Origin of the sequence: Butyrivibrio fibrisolvens, from assembly GCF_023206215.1 — a bacterium.
Taxonomy (GTDB): domain Bacteria; phylum Bacillota; class Clostridia; order Lachnospirales; family Lachnospiraceae; genus Butyrivibrio; species Butyrivibrio fibrisolvens_C.
The window spans coordinates 3,879,163-3,903,584 of the sequence record NZ_CP065800.1 but is presented as its reverse complement, the minus strand read 5'-3'; the positions used below and the strand labels follow the sequence as shown (position 1 = coordinate 3,903,584).

At 39.8% G+C, this 24,422-nt stretch carries 18 protein-coding genes; 14 read left to right on the top strand and 4 right to left on the bottom strand.

The window, feature by feature from the left end:
- Positions 1-158 precede the first annotated feature (158 nt).
- The gene (locus I7804_RS16375) at positions 159-995 is read right to left on the bottom strand and encodes a helix-turn-helix domain-containing protein (RefSeq protein WP_248404204.1); all 837 of its coding nucleotides are present in this window, start codon (positions 993-995) and stop codon (positions 159-161) included.
- Positions 996-1,370: 375 nt separating this feature from the next.
- On the opposite strand from I7804_RS16375, the gene I7804_RS16370 reads away from it, so the two are divergent.
- Together I7804_RS16370 and I7804_RS16365 are read left to right on the top strand one after the other, a co-directional pair.
- On the top strand, positions 1,371-3,281 hold the full coding sequence (locus I7804_RS16370) for an AAA family ATPase (protein WP_248404203.1): 1,911 nt from the start codon (positions 1,371-1,373) through the stop codon (positions 3,279-3,281).
- Between the two features lie 213 nt (positions 3,282-3,494).
- A complete protein-coding gene (locus tag I7804_RS16365; protein ID WP_248404202.1) occupies positions 3,495-4,292 on the top strand; it encodes a hypothetical protein in 798 nt (265 codons plus the stop codon).
- Positions 4,293-4,440: 148 nt separating this feature from the next.
- On the opposite strand, the gene I7804_RS16360 is transcribed toward I7804_RS16365, so the two are convergent.
- Positions 4,441-6,327 (bottom strand): heparinase II/III domain-containing protein, encoded by a 1,887-nt coding sequence (locus I7804_RS16360; RefSeq protein WP_248404201.1) that lies wholly within the window; start codon positions 6,325-6,327, stop codon positions 4,441-4,443.
- A gap of 142 nt (positions 6,328-6,469) precedes the next feature.
- Here I7804_RS16360 and I7804_RS16355 point away from each other — a divergent pair, with 142 nt between their 5' ends.
- From I7804_RS16355 to I7804_RS16340, 4 genes are all read left to right on the top strand, one after another.
- The gene (locus I7804_RS16355) at positions 6,470-9,052 is read left to right on the top strand and encodes an ABC transporter substrate binding protein (RefSeq protein ID WP_248404200.1); all 2,583 of its coding nucleotides are present in this window, start codon (positions 6,470-6,472) and stop codon (positions 9,050-9,052) included.
- A gap of 62 nt (positions 9,053-9,114) precedes the next feature.
- On the top strand, positions 9,115-10,971 hold the full coding sequence (locus I7804_RS16350) for an N-acetylmuramoyl-L-alanine amidase (RefSeq protein ID WP_248404199.1): 1,857 nt from the start codon (positions 9,115-9,117) through the stop codon (positions 10,969-10,971).
- Between the two features lie 31 nt (positions 10,972-11,002).
- A complete protein-coding gene (locus I7804_RS16345) occupies positions 11,003-12,010 on the top strand; it encodes a M14 family zinc carboxypeptidase (protein ID WP_248404198.1) in 1,008 nt (335 codons plus the stop codon).
- A 233-nt stretch (positions 12,011-12,243) separates the two neighbouring features.
- Positions 12,244-13,896: a SulP family inorganic anion transporter gene (locus I7804_RS16340; protein ID WP_248404197.1), complete on the top strand. Its 1,653-nt coding sequence runs from the start codon at positions 12,244-12,246 to the stop codon at positions 13,894-13,896.
- 106 nt (positions 13,897-14,002) lie between these two features.
- Here the strand turns inward: I7804_RS16340 and I7804_RS16335 are convergent, their stop codons facing one another.
- Positions 14,003-14,620 (bottom strand): TIGR01440 family protein, encoded by a 618-nt coding sequence (locus I7804_RS16335; protein WP_022753451.1) that lies wholly within the window; start codon positions 14,618-14,620, stop codon positions 14,003-14,005.
- 203 nt (positions 14,621-14,823) lie between these two features.
- On the opposite strand from I7804_RS16335, the gene I7804_RS16330 reads away from it, so the two are divergent.
- The 8 genes from I7804_RS16330 to I7804_RS16295 all read left to right on the top strand — a co-directional run bounded on the left by I7804_RS16330 (position 14,824) and on the right by I7804_RS16295 (position 23,622).
- Positions 14,824-15,642, top strand: coding sequence for a tRNA threonylcarbamoyladenosine dehydratase (locus I7804_RS16330; RefSeq protein WP_027205369.1), 819 nt, complete (start codon positions 14,824-14,826; stop codon positions 15,640-15,642).
- Positions 15,643-15,750: 108 nt separating this feature from the next.
- On the top strand, positions 15,751-16,917 hold the full coding sequence (locus I7804_RS16325; protein WP_248404196.1) for an ATP-binding protein: 1,167 nt from the start codon (positions 15,751-15,753) through the stop codon (positions 16,915-16,917).
- Between the two features lie 93 nt (positions 16,918-17,010).
- Complete coding sequence (locus I7804_RS16320) at positions 17,011-18,444, top strand: DNA methylase (protein WP_248404195.1); 1,434 nt, start codon at positions 17,011-17,013, stop codon at positions 18,442-18,444.
- Between the two features lie 76 nt (positions 18,445-18,520).
- Entirely contained in the window at positions 18,521-18,757 is a 237-nt protein-coding gene (locus I7804_RS16315; RefSeq protein ID WP_248405988.1) for a hypothetical protein, read from the top strand.
- Between the two features lie 80 nt (positions 18,758-18,837).
- Positions 18,838-19,071 (top strand): hypothetical protein, encoded by a 234-nt coding sequence (locus I7804_RS16310; RefSeq protein ID WP_248404194.1) that lies wholly within the window; start codon positions 18,838-18,840, stop codon positions 19,069-19,071.
- Positions 19,072-19,345: 274 nt separating this feature from the next.
- Entirely contained in the window at positions 19,346-21,511 is a 2,166-nt protein-coding gene (locus I7804_RS16305) for an HD domain-containing phosphohydrolase (protein ID WP_248404193.1), read from the top strand.
- 226 nt (positions 21,512-21,737) lie between these two features.
- Positions 21,738-22,439, top strand: a complete 702-nt coding sequence (locus I7804_RS16300; RefSeq protein WP_248404192.1) for an MgtC/SapB family protein — start codon at positions 21,738-21,740, stop codon at positions 22,437-22,439.
- A 31-nt stretch (positions 22,440-22,470) separates the two neighbouring features.
- Positions 22,471-23,622 carry an ROK family transcriptional regulator gene (locus I7804_RS16295; protein ID WP_248404191.1) on the top strand — a complete coding sequence of 384 codons (1,152 nt, stop codon included), beginning with the start codon at positions 22,471-22,473 and terminating at the stop codon, positions 23,620-23,622.
- A gap of 94 nt (positions 23,623-23,716) precedes the next feature.
- Here the strand turns inward: I7804_RS16295 and I7804_RS16290 are convergent, their stop codons facing one another.
- The gene (locus I7804_RS16290) at positions 23,717-24,343 is read right to left on the bottom strand and encodes a M48 family metallopeptidase (protein WP_022758021.1); all 627 of its coding nucleotides are present in this window, start codon (positions 24,341-24,343) and stop codon (positions 23,717-23,719) included.
- Positions 24,344-24,422 lie beyond the last annotated feature (79 nt).

Genomic DNA, 24,422 nt, shown 5'->3' with positions numbered 1-24,422 from the left:
AGCTGAATCTATATTATGTAGGTTCGGCTCCTTCGAAATTATATAAAAATCTGATATATAACTCTGAATATGGATAAAACTAAGTTTGATCAAAAACAAAAATGCTTTCTTGCTCTTAAAGATGATCAAATCATCTAGTGCGACAGCCCCTTAAAACATTAATCGGAAAGTCTGCCAGGATACTGGTTCTTGAATTCTTCACTAAGCTCATTCTGAAGCATTGTGAAAAACTCAGAATATCGAAGAGCTGTTCCACCTTCATAACGCACTAATTTTACATACAATGAGAGCGGGATTTCTTGTCCATTCCAGGATATAACCTCTTCGTTGTGGCTGATGATCTTTTCGCATATACTTCTTGCATAGTCTTCATCCTTGGAATTTGTCAGGATCACGAATTCATCACCGCCAATTCGAAAAACGATATCCTCGTCGCCGGATGCCTGCTCCATGCGCTTCATGGCAGTTATTATTGCCAGATCTCCTGCTTTATGGGAAATCTCATTTACCGGAATAAGGCTCTTGATATCACCAAGCACCAGATAACAGTCTTTTCTTTCTTTGATGCAATCATAAAGCTTACTTATATCAATCTTTTTCCTATCAGTCATTGTCTTTTCCTCCATTAGCTCCCGGTCAAGTTTGTAACCGGGAAACAGTTCAAATTCAGAGGGATTATTTCTAAACTCTGAAGGTGAGACCTGCCATACGCTGTAGAAAGCTCTTGAAAAGGCTTCATTGCTGCTATAACCATAGTCCAAACCAATATTAAGCAAGGACTTTTCCGGATTATGGACAATCTCTTTTGAGGCCTTACTCATACGCCTTCGAATTATATAATCCCTGATACTGATGTTGTTAATGTACCTGAAAAGCTTCTCAATAGTAGACTTTGAGCAGTACAAATGATCAGCAATAGTATCTGTTTTAAGCGGCTGGGATAGATTGTCTTCTATATATTCCATAGCTTCTATAAGCAGCTGAATATTTTCCATGCTCTTGGTCCTTTCTGTTACGATATCGTAATTTAATTATACAGAAGTATTTGGAGTAGCTCTTGATAAAATGAGTAAAAAACTAAATAGCATAAGCCGGTGTGCTTATAGTTGGGTGCATTGGGAGATGAAAATTCGATGAAGCTTTGAGTCATTACGTATACAAGAAGATATGGGCTGAACAAGATAAGAAATTGTGATGATTTGCGGCAATATATCAAAACGACATGATATATTGCCGCAAAAAGTTTGATATATTACCGTGGAAAATGATATATTGCGGCAAAAATCCTCCAAAACTTGATATATTGCCGCAATATATTTATAATAGTAGTAGAATGTATCGTAAAAACGTCTACTGATTTTGGAGAATATATGAAAACTAGCAAAGAAATCGCAATTGAATGGGGAATATCCGAACGGACAGTTTCATATTTGTGCAATAGAGGCAAGATCCCTGGTGCGTATAAAGAAGGTAGAATTTGGCAGATTCCAGATGATGTTGTTAAGCCGGAAGATAGCAGAGTTAAAACAGGGGAGTACAGGAAAAGTGATAACAAAGCCGTTCTTGTACCAAACACTGATAATTCCACCGCGCCTAATGCTACTATGTTCAGAAAGCCTCTTCCCATCGGAATTTCTGACTATGTTCGTGCTCAATCCGAATACTATTACGTTGATAAAACTTTGCTTATCAAGGATTTTCTCGACAAAAAGCCCTTGGTTTCACTGTTCACCAGACCTAGAAGATTTGGAAAAACTCTCAACATGGATATGCTCAGGGTTTTCTTTGAAATGTCAGAAGAAGACACCAGCATATATTTCAAAGATAAGAGAATATGGGCCTGTGGAGAAGAATATACGAGACATCAGGGTAAATACCCAGTTATATTCTTATCTTTCAAAGATGTAAAGTTTGATTCTTGGGAAGCTACTTTATCAAAATTGTCAGCTCTCCTTCAGACTGAATATGGCAGGCATGACAAGCTGGCTGATAGTCCTAAATTGGCGGATTATGAAAAGGCTTATTACAACAAGATAGTAAATGGCTCTGCAAACGAGGTGGAACTATCCGCAGCTTTGGAGAATCTTTCCAGAATGTTATATAAGCACTACGAAACGAATGCCATAATAATCGTAGATGAGTATGATACGCCAATTCAGGAAGGCTATTCCAAAAATTTCTATGACGAAATAATAGGATTTATGCGTAATCTGTTTTCCGGAGGATTCAAAGATAACAAGTATCTTGCATATGGCTTCCTTACAGGAATTCTTAGCATAGCTCAGGAGAGCATTTTCAGTGGACTTAATAATCTTTCAGTCAATACCGTACTAGACGATGATTTCGAAAGCTTCTTTGGATTTACCTATCCAGAAGTACATCAGATGCTGGAATACTATGGATGTACTCATAAGGAAAAAGAGCTGCAGCAATGGTACGATGGATATATTTTTGGTAATCAGGAAATCTATAACCCATGGTCTGTTATCAATTACATATCAAAAGATTGCAATCCCCAGGCATATTGGGTTAATGCGGGTAGAAATGAAATCATAGAAGATGTTATGAAGGTATCTTCTGATGATGTTTATGAAAGGCTACTTGCTTTAATGCAGGGCGAAAAAGTAGTGGCAAGGATCAACCAGACAACTGTTTACAGATCCCTGTCTGATGATCCAGCAAATATATACAGCATACTTCTTGTTGCAGGCTATTTAAAACCAGTTAAAAAACAGTTGCAGGCAGATGGAAGTTATCTGTGTGAAATAGCAATTCCAAATAATGAAATCTTTGCAGTTTATAAAAGCGAGATATTGTCATACTATACAACAATTGGAGTTATCAAAGATGCTACTTCCAATATTATCGCAGAGAGTCTTTATTCAAATGATAAAGACAGACTTCAGAAGGCAGTTGGCGAATACATGACCAAATCTATAAGCTTCTACGATGCCGGAGCAGAAGGATTTTATCATGGACTTGTTCTTGGCCTGATTGCTCTAATGGATAACCAGTACAAGATCAAATCAAATCGTGAGTCTGGAGATGGTAGATATGATGTCAGTCTTTTCCCAAAAGATAAAAACCATGCCGGGATAATTATAGAAATAAAATGGGAAAAAGATATGGAGCAAAACGCATTATCTAAACTCGCTGATAAAGCTCTGAAACAAATAGATAACAAGCACTATGACTCTGAAATGGTACAAGCTGGGATTCATGATATCATCAAGCTGGGTATGGCATTTTCCGGAAAAGAAGTAGCGATAAAGACTAAGTGAACATTTTTAGATCAGAATCCACAACATGTGCGATTTGCCGATTTTTTTATTTGTCTTTTTACAATAACATGACAGGATGTGTTATTATTATATTAGATAACTTGAATTTAATAAAAACCAGTAGAACCGCTCGTATTGTGGTTTTGACAGATTATTATGTGGGAGTAGAAATAGCTAAAACTTTTTGATATTCCTAGGAAGGGGAAGGTTTCTATGGATTATTTGTCTTCTAATACATATTTAAAGATTACCCGTGCTGACAAGAGTGAAGAAGTCATAAGAAAAGGCATCCTTGTAGCCTTAGAAGAGCCCGCAAGTGCAGGCCGATTTACAATAGATGCTGTAGGAGTCAGTAAGTCCAAGCTTCCCTTTATGCTTATAGTAGATACCAAGTATATGGTAGCTATATTAAATGCATGTATTCATAACATGAAAGATTCTCGTGCGATATCCCAGAATATATGCTATTCACAGACTGCATCAAGATGTAGTGGTGATGAGGTATTTACCTATGACAAAGCTATAGTCCTTGATGATGAGAATGGTAAGATGTGGTTTGCTTCAGTTGCAGATGATACTAATATACTTACTATGTTCCGTGATTTTATTTCCAATCTTTCATCCAATACCAATATTGCAAGCCTTGATGCTATCAAGGCTATCCTTGATGAGGCCGGAAGTGAGTATAATCCCTCACGAGGAATAGACAAGGATGATAACAGAGCCTGGGATGAAGGTTTTGATTATGCCAAGAATCATATACTCCCTATGCTTGAAAGCGGGGCTATGGCTGTTATGTATACAGAAGAGGAGATTCCTGCGATCAACAGATTCTCTAAGCTCTTTGGGCTGTCTACAGAGAGACTTGAAAGAGATATGTACTATTATTATCATTACATCTATCTTCAGGGCAAGTGCTGGATACCGGCGACAGAATCTGACGGAAACTGGGACCGTATCATAAGCCTTCGCAGCATGCTCAAGAATAACGGAGATGTGGTTCTTCAGTGAAAAAAAGTTAGTTAATAATAAGTGCGCCTCAGTTTGCAAAATGCATTCTGAGGCACTTTTCATTACTAACCCAAGCTTGCCATAGAGCCGGTGCAGTATCCCCAGTAAAGCTTTTGGGGATACTGCACCGACTAAGCAGCAATTCAAGTTATATTGCGCTAAGTGTGAATTCATTTGAGCTTTCGCAGGGATAGAAGCGTACCCTGTATATTTCATGTTTCCAGGTCTTTTGAAGGCGTGGATCAGTTACAGGTATTGCCTCTATCTCGTATCTGCCGGCTCCAGTGACCTTAAAGGTGCATAGATCGCCGATCTTAAAGATTCCGTCTGTACTTGGATCTTCTGATAACTTAACTTCCGGCTTTTCATAAGTCATGAAGTTAAGAATGATATCTTTATTGTCAGCATCATCTTCAAATTCCCAGCTGTCTTTGATGACTAGTTTACATTCAGATATTAAAGATGCATACCTTTTGTATGATCTTAGCTTGCATTCCTGCGGATATGCATCCCGGATATCAAGTTCTATGCTGGTAAGATCATCAGATACGTGTACGTTGCTTGCATGATAATCTACTCCCGGAAGCTGGTCGTATCCTGCAATAGTGGGAAGATTGTGATAACCTGACTGCATAGTCCATATCTCGTAGCGTCTTTCTGAGAAGGTCTTGGCAGTATAACTTTCAACACCGACATCTATTAGAGCAGGTTTGTTCTTGGCATATAAAATAACACTTCCCGTATCATTGTGATTGTGACTGTCATCATTGTCACCTGCTTTGACTGACAGCGCTATATCGCCATGCCTTGTTACAAATACACCGGCGCTTTCATAGTATACATTACCTGCGGGTATCTGATCAGGGTTCTCTTTGGCATAGTTTAGGATCTCTTTTTCATACATTATGGTCAGCAGCCTGTAGGAGAGATTGATCTCATCCTTAAGATAGTGCTCATCTAAGACTTTGACAGTGGCAGAACTATCAGTAGATGACTTTGCATGGCTGTCTAATGAAGCCTTGAAATCCAGCGCAGCATATGACATGAGAGACGGACTGTCAACCATTTTGCCAAGAAGGTATTCTCTTGCGCCGGCAGGCTCTAATATTGGAGCGCAGTCTGCATAGTTAAGATAAAAACTACCATGAATATGAACATTGGAGATATATTCTGCGATATTTTTGATCTTGGCATTCTTCATACAGCCTTTGAAAGCGCCATCTGTCATGAGGTCCAGAAGATAAGTTGTGATATACATGCACAGCCCGGCATGATGATAGTACATAGCCCCTTCATCACAGCATCCGTCATCGCCGTAGTCTTTGAGAAAATAATCTACAGATCCTGCAGCTTTGCTTAGAATGTCTTCTAAAGGTATAGTGGGATCGTCCATCTGGGCAGTAGTAAGAAGGATGTTCTGAGTACACCAGATAGTCCAGTTGCACATAGGCTCGTCTTCCCTGCCCATCCACCAGAAATGTTCATTAAGATATGGCTTTATGATACGCTTTGTAAGCTCGGAATTAATACGATGACAGATCTCCTCAGATACACTGTCAAGTTTATCTTTAAGGACATAGGAGATAGTAGCAAGCTGAGCCCCTGTCTCGCAGGCAAAAAGTTCAATTATAGGCCTGTCAGTATCAGGCAGTATATTCTGAGGAGTATCGCGCTTATATGAGTTATGTGCAGGAAGCTGCCAGGCGCTTTCCTCACATATGCTATAGATCCCGTTTATGATATCATCGACAAAACGCCCCTTATCTTCGCACAATTCACCGAGTACAAGCGAATTAAGCACACGTCTTTTGTTAAAATAAACATCTTCAAAACGCACCCTGTTCCCTGTACGCTTAAAGTCCATAAATAAAGTTGCAGGAATAGGAGCAAAACTATATTCAAGATAATGCTCAGCATCTTTGATAAGATACTTCCTGGCATTTTCTGTAATACTCCCCCTTAAATCATCCCAAAGATCAGTTATTGCATGAACATTACCAGCTCTTGACAGAGCATCCCTATACAAATATTCCATATGTATCCCCCATAGATAATAATATGTGTTTTTTAAGATGAATTATACCATTTCGATAATACCAAAACTATAATGCAAAACCACCTTTTGTCCGAAAAAAGATATAGGCTTTAAGTCCCAAATACGGCCTGTTGAGGTGACAATGAAAAAGCTTGGATTCTTAAAAAGATTCATGCCTTGCCTTGCCCTATGCCTGAGTATTATGGCGGGAATGGGACTTTTTGTCATGCACTCATATGCAATCCCTATGATACAGGCCGGAGTAATATCAGGCGTATATGATGACGAAAAAGAGATAAAAGAAAATGAGTCAGATGTTGATAATACAGAATCAGATATAGATTTAATATCAGATACTGATGAAAAAGAAACTGCACCAAAAGACTCTTATGTGGCCGATGACAAAGAATTTACTTATATGCAGTATGCCCGCGAAGATACCAGGATCAATGTTCTCATATTAAGTTCCTATAGTATGAGAGATACTATAGTCGAGCCTGAAATTCAGGGCATCAATAATATCCTTTCTGAATCAAGTTATAACTTGAGCTTTGAATTCATGGATTCAAGGCGTTATGACTCTGAAGAAGATATCAGGATCTACTATTCCTATCTTTCCAACAAACTTTTAAGTGGCAAAAAATATGATTGCATCATATCCCTTGATGATGCTGCACTTTCTTTTTTGCTAGATCATGATGAACTTATCGATGGCGTGCCTGTAGTATATATGGGAATACAGGATGATGCCAATATAAAGGCTGCTAAGGAGTATGATAATGTTACCGGTATTACAGAAAACTATGACTTTGAGGGCAATGTTAAGGCCATCCACAACATGCTTCCCAAAGTTAAAAAGTTTTATGTAGTGACAGATAACAGTTATATAGGAAGGCTGGATCAGGCAGAATTTATTGAACTGGAAAAGAAATATAGCGAATTTGAATGGATATTTGTCAATATCTCTGAGACAGATATGACCATTGCCTGTGAGCTTCTTAAGAATCTGTCATCTGATAGTGTTGTTATATTAAGTGATGCCTACGAGACAAGTGATGGCATGGTCAACAGCTTTTTGTACAATGCACTGATACTTACACAGAGTTCTTCTGTGCCTGTGTTCTGCTTTGCATATGATCTTACAGATAAGGGAGTTGCAGGCGGAATAGTCTATGATTCAGTCAAGGCAGGAGAGATGGCTGCTATCATGGCAATGCAGATAATAAATGGCAGAGATCCAAGGGATATTACTGTAATAGACAAGACACCGACAATCCCTGTATATGATAAGGATATTCTTGATAGATATGGTATAAAAACGTCTTCACTTCCCAAGTGGAGTACCATAAGGAATGCTCCTCTGTCATTTGCCGAATTCATGAAAGAATACCATAACATCATAATACCTTGCATAGTGATCATTGTAGTAATATTCCTTGAGATAATACTTCAGAGCAGACGCCGCCAGAGATTCCTTTCAAGAGACTATCTGACCGGTCTTCCTAACAGAGGATATCTTGATGATAAGATGCGAGGGATATCTGCCGGCAAAGATCATTATGGGTTCATACTTGTAGATATAGATGACTTTAGATCCATCAATGACCTTTATGGCAATAATGCAGGAGACAAGGTCATCGTTGAGACTGCATCAAGGCTTAAGGCAAGTGCTTCTAAAGATAGCATTATAGGAAGACTTGGAGGCGACGAATTCATAATTTTGTTAAAAGAATCTTCTGTAGACAATATAGAAGAATACTGCCGCAGTATCATCAGATCTTTTGACGAGCCTGTCACACTTGATAGTCAAAGCTTTGCAGTTAATGTTACTGTGGGCGCTACGCTTAGAACTCCTTCCATGGACAGTCTGAGTGCGTTTAATAATGCAAGTGAAGCATTAAGATATGCCAAGGACAAACTTCGACACAATTACTATTTCTTCAATCAGGATCTTGGCAAGGCTCAGGTTAGAAGACGCAAGATCAAAGCAACTATAGAAGAGGCTCTTTCTGATGATGGATTTGAGATCTTCTATCAGCCTCAGTTTATAACGGGAACAGATAAGCTCTTTGGCATGGAGGCTTTGGTACGTCTTAAGAATAATATTGCAGGTCCGGGAGAGTTCATACCTGTTGCAGAAGAGAATATGTCTATCATCAAGATAGACAGGGTAGTTACTCACAAGACCATCAAACAGATAGGTGAGTGGCTTGGAAAAGGTTACAATGTGCCTTCCGTATCCATTAATTTTTCTAATCTTCAGTTAAGTGACAGGGGATATCCCAATTATGTATTTGAAAAGCTCTCTTCATATAATATCGATCCTTCGTATATAGTCATTGAGATAACAGAAAGCTCATTCCTTACAACTTCAAGTGCTACGACAGACTATTTTAACCAGTTTACAGAAGGTGGGATAAGGCTTTCCATAGATGATTACGGGACGGGCTATTCATCCCTTAGCTATCTTAACAGGCTTCCATTCTCGTGCCTCAAGATAGATCAGTCGCTTATAAGAACAGAGCCTACCAAGGAGAACCTGTTCATGATCGAGAAGATCGTAGAGATTGCTCATTCAAGGCATTATAAGGTTGTTGCAGAGGGTGTTGAGACAAGTCAGCAGGAAGAATTCCTTAAGAGCATAGGCTGCGATGCAACCCAGGGCTTTATGAGGGGTAAACCTATGAGAGCAGAGGATATAGAGAAGATTCTTGCAAGGACATAATGCTGTATTGTAATGCGTCATATATTTGAAGTTGTACACGAAGGTAAGGAAAGGGGTAATTTATGGGAAAAAAGAAGTTATCTGTAATAGTGTCTGCTATTATGTCTTTTATTCTACTTATGTTCCTTTTGGCTCCTAATACATCTTTAAATGCAAAAGCCAAAGATGTCATGACTCTTAATGCTTCAAGCAGCATAGATACTGAAGTCAGAGCTGTCTGGTTTTCTTTTCGCGACTGGCAAAAATATCTTCAGGGCAAAGATAAAGATTCTTTTACCAAGGCTTTTGAAACTATAACAGACAATATCCTGGGCGCAGGCTGCAATACGCTGATAATGCATGTAAGATCTCACAATGATGCGGTATATCCTTCCAAGATCTATCCCTGGAGTACAGAGATGCTGATGGGGACAGATCCCGGATATGATCCTCTTAAGATCATGGTAGATATCGCTCATAAAAAGGGGCTGTCCATACATGCCTGGATCAATCCTTACGGATTTAGAAACGGCGAATACTGCGGAGATGCAAGTCTTGCCACACATGATAATATTGTTGCGGGTATCGATGAGATACTTAGAAATTATAAGGTTGATGGGATCCACTTTGATGACTACTTCCCGGTGATGGATGCATCTGTTCATAACAGCCTTGTTGCGGATGTGTATAAGACCTGCCACAAATACGGTAAAGTATTCGGAATAAGCCCTACTGGCAATGTTGACAATAACATTGCAAAGGGGGCAGATATCGTAACCTGGATGTCAGTCCCCGGGTATATCGATTATATAGCTCCACAGATTTACTGGACCAACATGTATTCAAGAGATGGCAGTGTTACGCTTTTTTCAAACAGACTGCTTCAGTGGATCACGCTTAATAAGCTTGGTCTTCCTATGTATGTAGGTCTGGCATTATATATGGCAGAGGTTAAGCCTGCATCAGATCTTGGCTGGAGCTTATCTGATGCCAATATCATGTATCAGGTTATGGAGCTTAGAAACAATAATCAGCCGGGTTTTATACTCTATAGCTATAATAGCCTGTTATCTCCTGCGTGTGCGGCGGAGCTAAATCATCTTAAGGGGCTTTACAATACGCCGCCTTTGTATGGCTTCGATACAGCGGGAGATAAAGCAGATGATAAAGAAGTAGCCTATGAAAATGCTTCTGATAATACTTCTGATAATACAACTGGTAATAATGCTGTTGATAATAATGCAACTGATAATGATGCTGATATAAATGCGACTGAAAACTCTCAAAGCGATAATATCTATAATGCGCACATATATACAATTGCTATAGATCCGGGGCATCAGGCAAGGGGGGATTATGACAAGGAACCTGTAGGACCGGGCTCATCTATTATGAAGACCAAGGTAGCAGGAGGAACCAAAGGCGTATCTACAGGGATTCCTGAATACGAACTTACCCTTGATATAGCATTACTTCTTCGTGACGAGCTGCTATTAAAGGGTTATAATGTTGTCTTGGTGCGCGAATCAAACGATGTCAATATCAGTAATGCCGAAAGAGCCCAATTGGCTAATGCATCATGTGCAGATATATTTATAAGGCTTCATGCAGACGGTAGTGATAATAGCAGTGTTACAGGTGCTACAACTTTATGTCAGAGTCCTTCCAATCCATACAATGCAGACCTGTATCAGAGCAGCAGACTATTATCAGAATGTATCCTGTCAGGATATACGCAGGTAACAGGTATTAAGAGCCGCGGAGTATCAGAGACAGATACCATGACAGGTATCAACTGGTCCAGGGTTCCGGTTACCATAATCGAGATGGGATTTATGACCAATGCATCAGAAGATCAGAAAATGAATGATGATGAGTTCCAAAAGCTTATGGTAGAGGGGCTGATATATGGCATAGATATGTACTTTGCGCAGAATTAAAACTTGGTTACAGAAAGAGAAGGTGTTTATTTTGAAAAAAGTTTTAGGCAGTAATAGTATACTTCGAAGAATCGCTATGATGATGGTACTTGTGATCGCAGTATCGCTTGCATATACCAATACTATAGATTCATCAGCAGAAGGTGCTCCTGAAATAGTGTCTTTTGAAGGGATTTATACCTATGAGCGTATGCTTCTTGATGCGCAGGCACTTAGCACGTATTATCCGGATGTTGTCAGCTATGAACTTAGGGCGCAGACTGCTCTTGGACACCAGATACTTGTGCTTAGACTTGGTAATCCGAGTGCTCCCAGACAGATTCTGGTGCATGCTTCAATCCATGGAAGGGAGTATTATGTAACACCTCTTGTCATGAAGATGGCAGAGTATTACGCAGCTAATGAAAAAGAGCTTCTATCTACAACCTGTTTTACCATAGTACCTATGGTCAATCCTGACGGCGTCTCTATAGCTCAGAGCGGCGCAAATGCAGCATCTGATGCTAATTATCAGGCTTTTATAGGTTTCATAGGTCATTATAGTGCCTGGAAGTCCAATGCTAATGGAGTTGACATCAATCGCAATTTCCCGATTGGTTTCGGACTTGCAGAAACCAGGATGCCTTCCAATTCTTATGCCTTTTATGAAGGAATAGCTCCTTCATCGGAAGTTGAGACTACGGTTTTGGAGCAGCTCCTTTCAGAGAATAGCTTTGACTGTTATCTTGCTTATCATATGAGAGGGAATCTTATCTATTTCTATGCACCTACATGTAGCCCTGAAATGTTTGCTATGTCACAGCTTATAGCTGCAACGGTTCACAACTCTACCGGATATAGGATTGATGTGGATCTGTCTGATACGCATCCAAATGGTTCATTTGCAGACTATGCTCAGATCATGTGCGGTGTTCCGGGATGTACTATAGAGTGTGGCACGACTCTTCCTCCGGCAGGCGCGGATCAGGTTGCGGGATTCTACTCAAGGAATCTTTACAGTTGGAAGAATGTTGCAAATCTCTTTGCCGGCGAGGCTTGAGTAATATAACACATATGCTGATAATAGCAGCTGAGACTTATCTTGTAGTCGAAGCTGCTATTATTGTTTTATGGTATTAATTATTAAAATTCTCGAAAATAAAGAATAAAATTATATAAAGTGATCATTGTAAAGTGCGTAAAATGGCGGTAAAATTTTCTAGCTTATGTTTTTGTGACATGAAAGGATCTTTATTTCGAAGAGATTTTAATTATAAAAAGGGGATAAGAACCATGAAAAACGATGCTTTAAAACCTATGCTGTTCACTACGCTCAAAGATTATAATAAAGCGCAGTTTGTTAAGGATGTTGTTGCAGGTATCATTGTTGCTATTATTGCACTTCCTTTGTCTATCGCACTTGCACTTGCTTCGGGAGTTGGTCCTGAACAGGGTATCTATACTGCCGTTATCGCAGGATTCCTTATTTCATTTCTTGGCGGTAGCAGAGTTCAGATAGCAGGTCCTACAGCTGCATTTGCAACAATAGTAGCAGGTATAGTCCAAAGAGAAGGCATGTCAGGTCTTGCTCTTGCTACAGTGCTTGCAGGTATCATACTTGTCATCATGGGTCTATTAAAACTTGGAAGTCTTATCAAGTTCATTCCATATACTATTACAACAGGATTCACAGCCGGAATCGCGGTTACTATCGTGATCGGACAGATCAAGGATTTTCTGGGACTTACATATCCTAAGGGAACTGTGACTGTAGAAACTGTAGACAAGATAGGAGCTATCGTTTCTAATATAGGAACTGTTAATATTCAGGCGCTTATAGTTGGTATCGTATGCCTGGTGGTTCTGATCGTATGGCCTTATATCAATAAGGTAATACCGGGATCTTTAATAGCTGTTATCGTAGGCGTGATCATGGTCAAGGGATTTGGTATGAAGGTTAATACCATAGGAGATCTGTATACTATAAGTTCAGGACTTCCTTCTTTTACAATGCCTCAGTTCTCACTTGCATCTATCAGAAATATACTTCCGGATGCATTTACGATTGCTATACTTGCAGCGATAGAGTCACTTCTGTCATGTGTTGTTGCTGATGGTATGATAGGCTCTAAGCATAGATCCAATATGGAACTTGTAGCTCAGGGTGTTGGTAACATAGGATCAGCACTCTTTGGAGGAATCCCTGCAACAGGAGCTATCGCAAGAACAGCAGCCAATGTCAAAAACGGTGGTAAGACACCTGTAGCCGGAATGGTTCACGCTATAGTTCTTGTACTTGTTCTTGTAGTACTTATGCCTTATGCGGCACTTATACCTATGCCTACTATTGCAGCTATACTTTTCATGGTTGCCTACAATATGTGTCAGTACAGAGCTTTCATTCACCTTGTAAAGACAGCACCTAAGAGCGATATCATAGTTCTGGTCCTGACATTCGTACTTACTGTAGTATTCGATCTTGTTGTTGCTATTGAGATCGGTATGCTTATATCAGGTCTTCTGTTCGTTAAGAGAATGAGTGAAGAGTCTGAAGTAAGAAGCTGGAAATATGTTGATGATGAAGAGCATGACGCTGACGCCATAAGACTTCGTGAAGTACCAAAGGCTGTAAGTGTATACGAAATAAGCGGTCCTATGTTCTTCGGCGTATCTGATATGCTTGCAGACATAACTGTTAGGGAATCAACCAAATGTCTTATCATCCGTATGAGAGGTGTACCTGCACTTGATGCTACAGCTATGAGAGCTCTCGAGCAGACCTATGATAAGATCACATCAGGCGGAACAACAGTCATATTCTCACATGTCAATGAACAGCCAAGACATACAATGGATAAGGCCGGATTCATTGCCAAGGTTGGAGAAGAGAACTTCTGCAACAATATCGATGCTTCACTTGAAAGAGCAGCGCAGCTGATCAAATAACCTCGATAGCCCCTGGGGGCGGAGTCAAGGAACCACCAAAAACAAAGTTTCTGATGGTCCCTTGACTCCGCCCACAGGGGCTATTTTGGCTACCGGTAATGGTCGATCATCCAAGTATTCGCTTTTTCATGTCTTCATCGGATTCGTAGATAGCTCTTTCGCCGCCGATGTATTTGGGCCTTGTCCTTGCTGCAAGGACATTGGCACTTCCTATTTTGTTATTAGTAAGCTTTACAGGCACAGCGACCCTTTTTAGATTCATTCCTATAAGGGTTCCGCCTATATCGATTCCGGCATCTGCCTGAATCTCTTCAAGAGCAACAGGCTCCTTGAAGGTATAATAAGCACAGGTAGCAAAAGAGCCACCGGCCTTGGGCTGCGGAACTACGCATGCAATATGGTTCTTCATACCAATAGAAACTGCGCACTCTTTTTCTACAATGATAGCCCTGTTAAGGTGTTCACAGCACTGGGATGCAAGATAGATCCCCTTTTGGTTTAGCTCATCATATATTGCGCCAAAGACTGCCTTGGCAACTTCAAGACTTGAATTGGAGCCTATCATATCTCCGCAGATTTCGCTGGTAGAGCATCCTACTACGAATACCTGCCCTTTACTTATACCTGAAGCTTCTACGATTTCATTGATACAGGCTCTTGCCTGAGAAGCTATTTTATCAAGGTCAAGTGTCGTGGTTCTGTAAACATCTTCTTTGTTAGTCATTAAAATCATCCTTCTTTCCCAAAAGTCATAAATAGGCATACATTATTGCGCATATAACCTTGTGACTTATGATACTATAAACTGGAACTATTATAATATCCAGTTTTGGTATTTTGCACAAGACCAGCTTGCGGCAGGTGCAGGAGTGCGGGGAATTTGATAATATTTAAGTTATATCTAGTCTTTAAACGAAGGGAATGATCATGATAGATAAATTTGAAAGAACAAAAATACTTCTTGGTGATGAGTCCATGAAAAGACTTTCAGAATGCCGCGTAGCGGTATTTGGCGTAGGCGGCGTGGGCGGCTATGTATGTGAAGCGCTTGCAAGAAGCGGAATAGGTCAGATCGATCTGATAGACAATGACAGAGTCTGCTATACCAACCTTAACAGGCAGATAATTGCGCTTAACTCCACAATAGGCAGATACAAGGTAGATGTCATGGCAGACAGAATCAGGGATATCAACCCGGATTGCATCGTTAATGTTCATAAGACTTTCTATCTTCCACCTGAAGCCAGAAGCATGAAGCAGCTTAGCGTTTCTGCAAATGCATCTGATACAGATAGAAACAAAGGTCAAACAGAAAATGGAAATGCTTCTGATGATACAGATAAGAAGATAACAGGAGAGAAGTTTGATTTTGCTACTTATGATTATGTTGTTGATGCCATAGATACAGTAACAGGCAAGATAGGACTTATAGTAGAGTGCAGCGAAGCAGGAACACCTATTATAAGCTCCATGGGCGCCGGCAATAAGCTTGATCCTAGCGCATTTGAAGTATCTGATATCTATAAGACATCAGTGGACCCTCTTGCCAGAGTTATGAGAAGAGAACTTAAAAAAAGAGGTATCAGGAAGCTTAAGGTGGTCTATTCCAAAGAAGAACCCGTGGGAACAGGTGCTGAGGGTACCGGAAGAAGGCGTAGAACCCCGGGATCTATAGCTTTTGTGCCATCTGTTTGCGGTCTTATCATCGCCGGCGAAGTTATTCGTGACCTATCGGATAAAAGTTGATATAATAGTACAGCTATTATGCAAAAAAATCTGAAATGCCGCTTTTCAGATTATAGAATACAAGGTAAATGAGTTTTTTGCGGCTTTTTATGAAAGGTTTTTGGTTTTATGAGTAGTACCATTACAATCGAAGAGATGCTTCTGGATACCAGAAATAAGCTTGTTGTCGATGTTAGAAAAAAGGATGACTTTGACAAGGAAACATATCCTGATGCCATTAACATATTCTGGGAAGATTTTATGGAGCATAAGGATGAGCTTCCCAAGGATAGGCCTATTTATCTTTTGTGTTATTCAGGACGCAACTCTGAAGATATAGCAGATATCCTTTCTGAAGAGGGATATGAGATATACAGCGTCGAAGGCGGCTATTATTCATGGCTTCGAATAAAGCTTGAAATGTTCATGAAGGACGGCGAAGCATCCGATAAGCGCTGCAAGGATATAGAGCATAGCATTATCAAGAAGTTCAGAAAAGATATCTGGAGTCAGTTCACCAAGGCAATCAATATATATGACCTTATACAGGATGGTGACAGGATAGCTGTGTGCATCTCCGGTGGCAAGGATTCCATGCTTATGGCCAAGCTCTTTCAGGAGCTTCACAGACATGGCAAGCAGAATTTTGAAGTAGTATATCTTGTAATGAATCCCGGATACAATGATATAAACTATCAGACGATTCTTAATAATGCAAAACTTATGCAGGTTCCTATTACTGTATTTCGTTCTGACATATATAATATTGTTGCTAAGGATGATATAGCCAAGGCAGGAAGCCCCTGTTATCTGTGCGCTCGTATGAGAAGAGGCGCTTTGTATCAGAAGGCAAGGGAGCTTGGATGTAATAAGATAGCACTTGGTCATCATTATGATGATGTAATAGAGACAATCCTTATGGGAATGCTCTATTCCGGACAGGTTCAGACTATGATGCCCAAGCTTCACGCTACCAACTTTGAAGGTATGGAGCTTATAAGACCTCTTTATCTTATAAGAGAAGAGGATATTATAAAGTGGCGTGACTACAATGGACTTCATTTCATCCAGTGTGCATGCAGACTTACAGAGAGCTGCGCCAGCTGCGGCGGAACAGAGCAAGGTTCCAAACGCGGTGAGATCAAAGGTCTTATTAAGGAACTTAGGACAAAGAGTCCATATATTGAGAGCAATATCTTTAAGAGCGTAGAGAATGTACATATCAATGCAATCATGGGATATAAGACTCCTGATGGTGCAAGACACAGTTTCTTTGATGACTATGATAATAAATGAAAAGACGCATTTTCCTCTGTATAGCATATAAAGAATTTATATATATTTGGTAATACCAAGGCAATCTTTGCATGGAAACAACATGGAGATAGCATGGAGAGAACTTACATTGCAATAGATCTTAAATCTTTTTATGCTTCTGTTGAGTGTCAGGAGAGGGGGCTTAATCCTCTTACGGCCAGGCTGGTCGTGGCAGACTCGTCCAGAACCAGTAAGACTATATGTCTTGCGGTATCTCCGGCACTTAAGGCTTATGGGATTCCTGGACGCGCCCGCCTTTTTGAAGTAGAACAGAAGGTAAGTCAGATTCAAAGGTCAACAGGAAAAAAGATAGATTATATTGTAGCTACACCTAGAATGCAGCTGTATATGGACTATAGTGCCAGAATATACAGTATATATCTTAAGTATATAGCGCCCGAGGACATACATGTATATTCTATAGATGAGGTGTTCATGGATGTCACAGGCTATCTTAGAACCTATAAGATGACAGCTCATGAACTTGCCATGACTATGGTAAGGGATGTACTTAAAGAGACTGGTATTACGGCAACAGCCGGTATAGGAACCAACATGTACCTGTGCAAGGTAGCAATGGACATAGTTGCCAAGCATATCCCTGCTGACAAGGACGGAGTCAGGATAGCAGAGCTTGATGAGAAGAGTTATAGATATAAACTTTGGGATCATAGACCGCTTACTGATTTCTGGCGCATAGGAAGAGGGTATGCCAGAAAACTTGAAGCACATGGCATGTATACTATGGGAGATGTAGCAAGATGCGCTATAAGAGATGAGGAGCTTTTATACAAGCTTTTTGGTATAAATGCAGAACTATTGATAGATCATGCTTTTGGAATAGAACCCGCGACTATTGAAGAAATCAAAGCTTATAAACCTGAGAATAATTCTGTATCATCAGGACAGGTGCTTCATTGTCCTTATGATTTTGCAGGAGGCAGGCTCATAGTAAGGGAGATGACAGATCTTCTGGTGCTGGACCTTGTTGACAAAAAACTTGTTACAGACCAGATAGTACTGACTATAGGATATGATATCAGTAACCTTACTGATCCTGATATTCAGAAGAAGTACAAGGGAGCTGTTACAACGGACTATCTGGGAAGGACGATCCCTGAACATGCTCACGGAAGCGCTAATATGCAGGAGTTTACATCTTCTACGGCCAAGATCATGGACGCTGTTATGGCTTTATACGACAGGATTGTCAATAAGGATCTTCTCGTAAGACGTATCAATATTACTGCTAACCATCTCAAGGATGAGAAGGACCTGTTACAGGAAGATTCCTATGAGCAGATGGATCTTTTTACAGACTATAAGGCCGTTGAAGAAGAAAGAGCCAAAGAAAAAAAGATCCGAGAAAGAGAAAGACGTGCTCAGGAAGCAGTCCTTGCCATCAAGAAAAAGTATGGTAAAAACGCTATTCTAAAGGGCATGAACCTTGAAGAGGGTGCGCAGACAATTGCAAGAAACTCTCAGATAGGCGGTCATAAAGCCTGATATATGAGATGACAGGTACATACCAATAGAGCGGGATATATGAGCTTTTATTGTTTTCTTTAGAAAGAAGCATTTTATGGATCATGAACTTACTGAAAAAGAAAAACTAACAATAAAAAAATATTCTGATATAATAGATGCGCAGCGCCCTGTGTCACTAAAGCATCCTGCTATGGACAAGATGAAGAGAGCTGCGCAGTTTTCGCCCTTTGCTGCTCTCACAGGCTATGAGGATACCGTTGAGAGTGCCAGGGATCATTTCGTCAAAGACCTGGAGCTTTTGGGGGAGCATATGGAGAATATTGACGATTAAGATATAAAAAATAACTGATAATAAGGACTGCTTTGATAATTATAGATACTAATACACATTATAAGGAGAACTAAAAAACTATGGGAATGAATCCGGCAATCATGATGAAACTTATGCAGAGGCTTAACATATTTAGGACACAGCATCCTAAATTTCAGGCATTTCTTGGAAGCGTAACACAAGGTGCGATAAGAGAGGGAAGCGTAATAGAGATCAAGGTAACAGATCCTGATGGTGGAGAATATATTTCCAATATAAAACTTACAAGAGAAGATATAGAAACAGTAGACATGCTCAAAAATATCAGAGAATGATTGTATACGACACTCCTTAGGGCAGTGACGTATGTTTGAAAAATGCGAAGCTTCAGATTATAAGATCCTATGACAGTTGCGTTTTTTGATTGAGATATGAATTGTTTTTGAATAGGAAATAGTTTAAAATAGAATATTGTAAGCGCTTACATGGAGGTGATGCGTCAGGGGTATTTTAGTGATAAGGATAGGAGATCGGTATTGTTTTATGTCGTGGGATATCAAAAAAGTTTTTCTTTTTTTTCTTGTAGTCTGTTTTTTTAGCGGTTTTCTTATGAATGATATTCCGGTATTTGCGGATGACAACAAGACTGTACGAGTCGGATATTATGAGAATGAGATATTCCAGGAAGGATCCGGCGAAGGCGTAGTCAAATCAGGCTATGCATATGAGTATTATCGCAAGATGTCCGAGTATACCGGATGGAAATATGAGTATATATATGGAACATACGCAGAGCTTTATAAGCAGCTTATTGATGGTAAGATAGATCTTCTTGCAGGTCTTGCAAGGACCGACGAAAGGGAAGAGATCATAGCCTATCCGGATGCTCCTATGGGAAGCGGTCTTTATAATCTTATCAAGCATGACTTTGATAATAGTGTAACTTCTGATCCGGCATCATTTGAAGGTCGCAAGATCGGAGTTTTGGACAGTATTCTTGTAAATGCTCTTAACGATTATCTTAAGGATCAGGAAGTCAGCGCTGATATTGTCTTATATGATGACTATGTGTCTTTGTTTGAAGATTTTGATAACGGAGAACTTGAGATCATCGCTGTTGAAGGTAATGGCGCATACAGTAGAGAAAATTCGGTGGTACTGTGTACTTTCGGATCTGCTGATTTCTATCTGTGTGTGAGTAAAGACAGACAGGACCTTTTGTTTGAGCTTAATAATGCTCAGACAATGCTTGCAAGCGAGGAACCCAATTATATCACCAATCTTCGTAATAGATATTTCTCTGGAAGTGTTTCAAGCCTTGCTTTTTCTGATACAGAAAAAGAGTGGATTATGGAAAATGACACTCTTGATGTTGGTTATCTTGAAAATCTAATGCCATACTCTGACACGGATGAAGATGGCAATGTTACAGGGCTGGTGAAGGACATGATTCCGCAGCTTTTCAATGATCTTAATATTAATGGAATAAGTATAAGATATCATGGATACAAGTCCTATGATGATATGATACAGGATATGGATGATCAGATCATAGACCTTGCATTTCCGGTAGAAGGAAGCCTTTTTTATTCCGAGGAAAATGGTATGTATCAGTCCAGTACTATACTATCTACCATCAATGAGCTGGTCTACAGGGGTACATATGATAGCACTTCTGAGAATATAATTGCGGTCAACAGAAACTGCGGACTTCAGTATTATTATATTATGGCAGTTCTTCCGGAAGCTAAGATCAAATACTATGATACTATTTTTGAATGCCTTGATGCTGTTATAAGCGGTGAAGCAGATGGTACGGTTCTAAATGGTCTTAGATCATACGATATTCTTAAGAATAGTAAGTATCATGATCTTTCGACAATGAAGATCGGTACTAAGGATGAGATATGCTTTGGTATAGAGATTGGTAATAAGGGACTTCTAAAGCTTGTAAACAGAGGATTAAGTGTAATAGATGAAGATTATGCCCTTAATATGGCATCCCGTTATACTGACAAGCTATATTCATATACGGTTAGTGATTTTCTAAAGGATAATTCAGAGATAGGTGTAACTATCCTTATCATAGCATTTCTTGTGATCCTTTTTATCCTTGTACTAGGGTATCAGCAGAAGATCGAAGAAGAGAAAAATCAAAGGGCATCTATTCAGAAAATATTCGATCAGATGATCATGGCTTTTGCCAAGATGATCGATAAAAAAGATGAATATACTAGCGGACACTCCTTCAGAGTTGCAGATTATTCCAGAAAACTTGCATCCAAGATCGGATACAGCAAGGCTCTTTGCCAGAAAGTCTACAACGTAGCTCTTCTTCATGATATAGGCAAGATAGCTGTGCCTAGCAGGATCCTTCATAAGCCCAATCCGCTTGATGATAAGGAGTATTCGATTGTCAAAGAGCACGCAAGCCTTGGAATGGAGATCCTTCAGGAGATAGATGCGTTTCCGGAGATATCTCTTGGAGCAGGTTACCATCATGAGAAATATGACGGAACCGGTTATCCGGAAGGCCTTAAGGGAGAGGAGATTCCAAAGATAGCACAGATCATATCCGTTGCAGATGCTTTTGATGCTATGTATTCGACAAGGCCTTACAGAAAGAGGATGAAACTTGAGGATTGCCTTGAAGAGATCAGAAAAGGAGAAGGAACTCAGTTCAATCCAAATATAGCAGAGGCTTTCATAGAACTGGTCCATGAAGGAAGGCTTGATGTTGATGAAGAGTCGTACGAAGATGTGCTATGGCGGTGATACTGCATCGGTGCTGCGTTAAATGGTGACGTATGCTTGGTAAGAGCGAAGTTTGATAAATTATAAAAATACTCGGCATAAGATGCTATATATGATAAGATGAAGTCAGGGGTATATGATTATTGCGCCTGACTTTTTTATTACAGATCTATATTCAGGTAATATCCATATCATGATGTATGGAGTATTCTGAATTGATCAATATAGTTCTATGGAGACTGGATATATGGCTTATGTGACACAATTTCTTGATATTGTACATGGATTTTCTTTGCTTGGTATTACAATAAGATTTATATTTGTAACTATAGTTGGTACTGTTGTAGGAATAGACAGAGAGATGAAGAACAGGTCAGCAGGTATCAAGACACATGTTCTTGTATGCATTGGAGCCTGCATGGTCAGTACTACCAGCCAATATGTAAGCATCATGTTTCAGGGAGTAGCCGGAGATATCAACAGACTTGGTGCCCAGGTAATAAGCGGTGTGGGTTTTCTTGGAGTAGGTACCATCCTCATAACAGGTAAGAATCAGGTTAGAGGACTTACAACTGCAGCGGGGTTGTGGGTATGCGCCTGTGTGGGCCTTGCAGCCGGTATGGGTTTTATAGAAGGAGCTACTATCGCTCTTTTATTTATTATTTTCACTCTGAAAATTTTGAATCTTGTAGACAATAAGATCCATATGTATGCCAAGAACTTTGAATTATATATTGAATTTGAGAATACTAAAAGTGTAAGATTCTTTATAGATGATATGCATAAAAAAGATATAAGTATCTATGAACTTAGCGTCAATAAAAGTGATATAAAAGGGCAGGGACCTATCGCTATAGTGAGAGTCGGCGTTAGCAATATCAAAGACAGACCCGCTTTTATAGATAATTTAAGAGAATATGAGTACATAAGTTTTGTTGAGGAACTCTGAAACAATATCATACTAAGATGGGAGAGAGTATATGCATCAGTCAGGAATCAACATGGAGCAGGTCAAGTCTTATAACAGGGCTATGATCATCAAGTACATATGTGAGCACAAGACGGCATCAAGAATTGATATAGCATCTGAATGCGGCCTTACACCTGCTGCAGTAACTCAGATAATAAGTCCTCTTATCAGAGATGAGATCATAGTAGAAGTAGGTACAAGCGGCAAGCAAAAAGGCGCCGGAAGAAGAAAAGTACTTCTTTCCATGAACTATGAGAATATATATTTATATTCGATCAATATAGGCCGCATAGAATCGTCTATAGCTATAACTGATATAAATGGCGATGTGGCAGCAATGACACATATACCTACAGATAACAAGGCTACGCCGGAACAATATCTAAAGGTAATTGCCAATGCTTGTGTCAAGCTTTCGGATGGTGTCAAGGAGCCGATCAGGAACAAGATAAAGGGAGCTAGCGTTGGGATTCCCGGTGTAGTTGATATTGAGAATGGAATAGCTGTAAGGGCATACGGAGTTTGGGAACAAAGCGTTTTAGTAAAACAGATCCTAGCCAAAGAGCTTGGCATGCCGGTTATAATTCAAAATGATGTCAATGCCTTTGCAAGAGCAGAACTCTTATTTGGAGACGGAAGATACAAAGATAATCTTCTTATCGTCAAATGGGGGCAGGGCGTTGGCGGAGCGATAGTCATAGATGGCAATGTATATGGTAATAAAGAGCGTAACACAGCAGAGATAGGTCATATGATAGTCGATCCACAGGGAGATATATGTAGTTGTGGCAAAAGAGGCTGTCTTGAAACAAGGGCTTCTTATAAGAAGCTAAATAGCATTATTCCTTTTGAACTGGAGGATTTTGCAGGTGCTTTTGAAAAAGGAGACGAAAAGCAGAAAAAAGAGCTTGAGGAAGTTATTTCACTTTTTGCCCTTGCTCTTGTGAATGCCTGCGAACTTGCAGCGCCTGAGAAAATAATTCTGTGTGGACCATTATTCAAGGATGAGCTTGTAAGAAATAAATTAAAACAGAGTATGAGCTTGATCGATCCGTCTTTTAAGAACGATAGGCTTATATTCACAAAATTCTATGACAAAGAAGAATATCTGGGACCTGTTGCGGAATTCTTGCATAGAGCGGTATTTGGTTTGAAGTTTTAGTTATTAACAGTTTTATCTGTATTATAAAAGCCCTGCGACAATTGCCGCAGGGCTTTATAGTCGGTGCACCATAAGGCACACGTAGTTGGCATATTCAGATTCTAAGTTCCTGACCATGGTCGTTTAGCCACTTACGATGTTTCTCATAATCAGGCATAACACTTTCGACAGTAGACCAGAAAGCTTTGGAGTGGTCCATATGCGTAAAGTGAGCCAGTTCATGAACCACTACATAGTCAAGAACTTCCGGAGGAGCCATGATAAGTCTCCAGTTGAAAGATAAGGTTCCGCTTGTAGAGCAGGAGCCCCATCTGGTCTTTTGATCTCTTATGGCGATCTTCTTGTGATGAACACCCATGATCTTTTCAAAATGTTGAACACGAAGAGGAAAATATTCTGAAGCGTTCTTTTTATATCTTTTTTCAAGAAGAGCACGTTGAGTATCGGTAAGCTCCGGCATATGCTTCTTAAGAGCTTCTTCCTTGACTTTCATCTCTTTGTGCTTCTCTACGATCCATCTTGCACGTCCTTCAAGCATATCATTGATAGTAGAATCGCTGGTACGAAGTGGTATTCTAAGCTCTGCACTTCCATCTGCGTTGACGATCACTGAGCCGGTCTTCCTCTTAGAGCGGATCACACTTACAGGAAGGCTGTGATGGCCGGATCTGTCAGAGTAATTGATATACTTGGTTACAGCTGCCTCACTATTTTTTTTCATATCCCAATAACCCTTTGAAACTCCTCACTATATGTAATGATAATCTCCCTGCAAGTAGTATAGCATAATGAAAAAATAG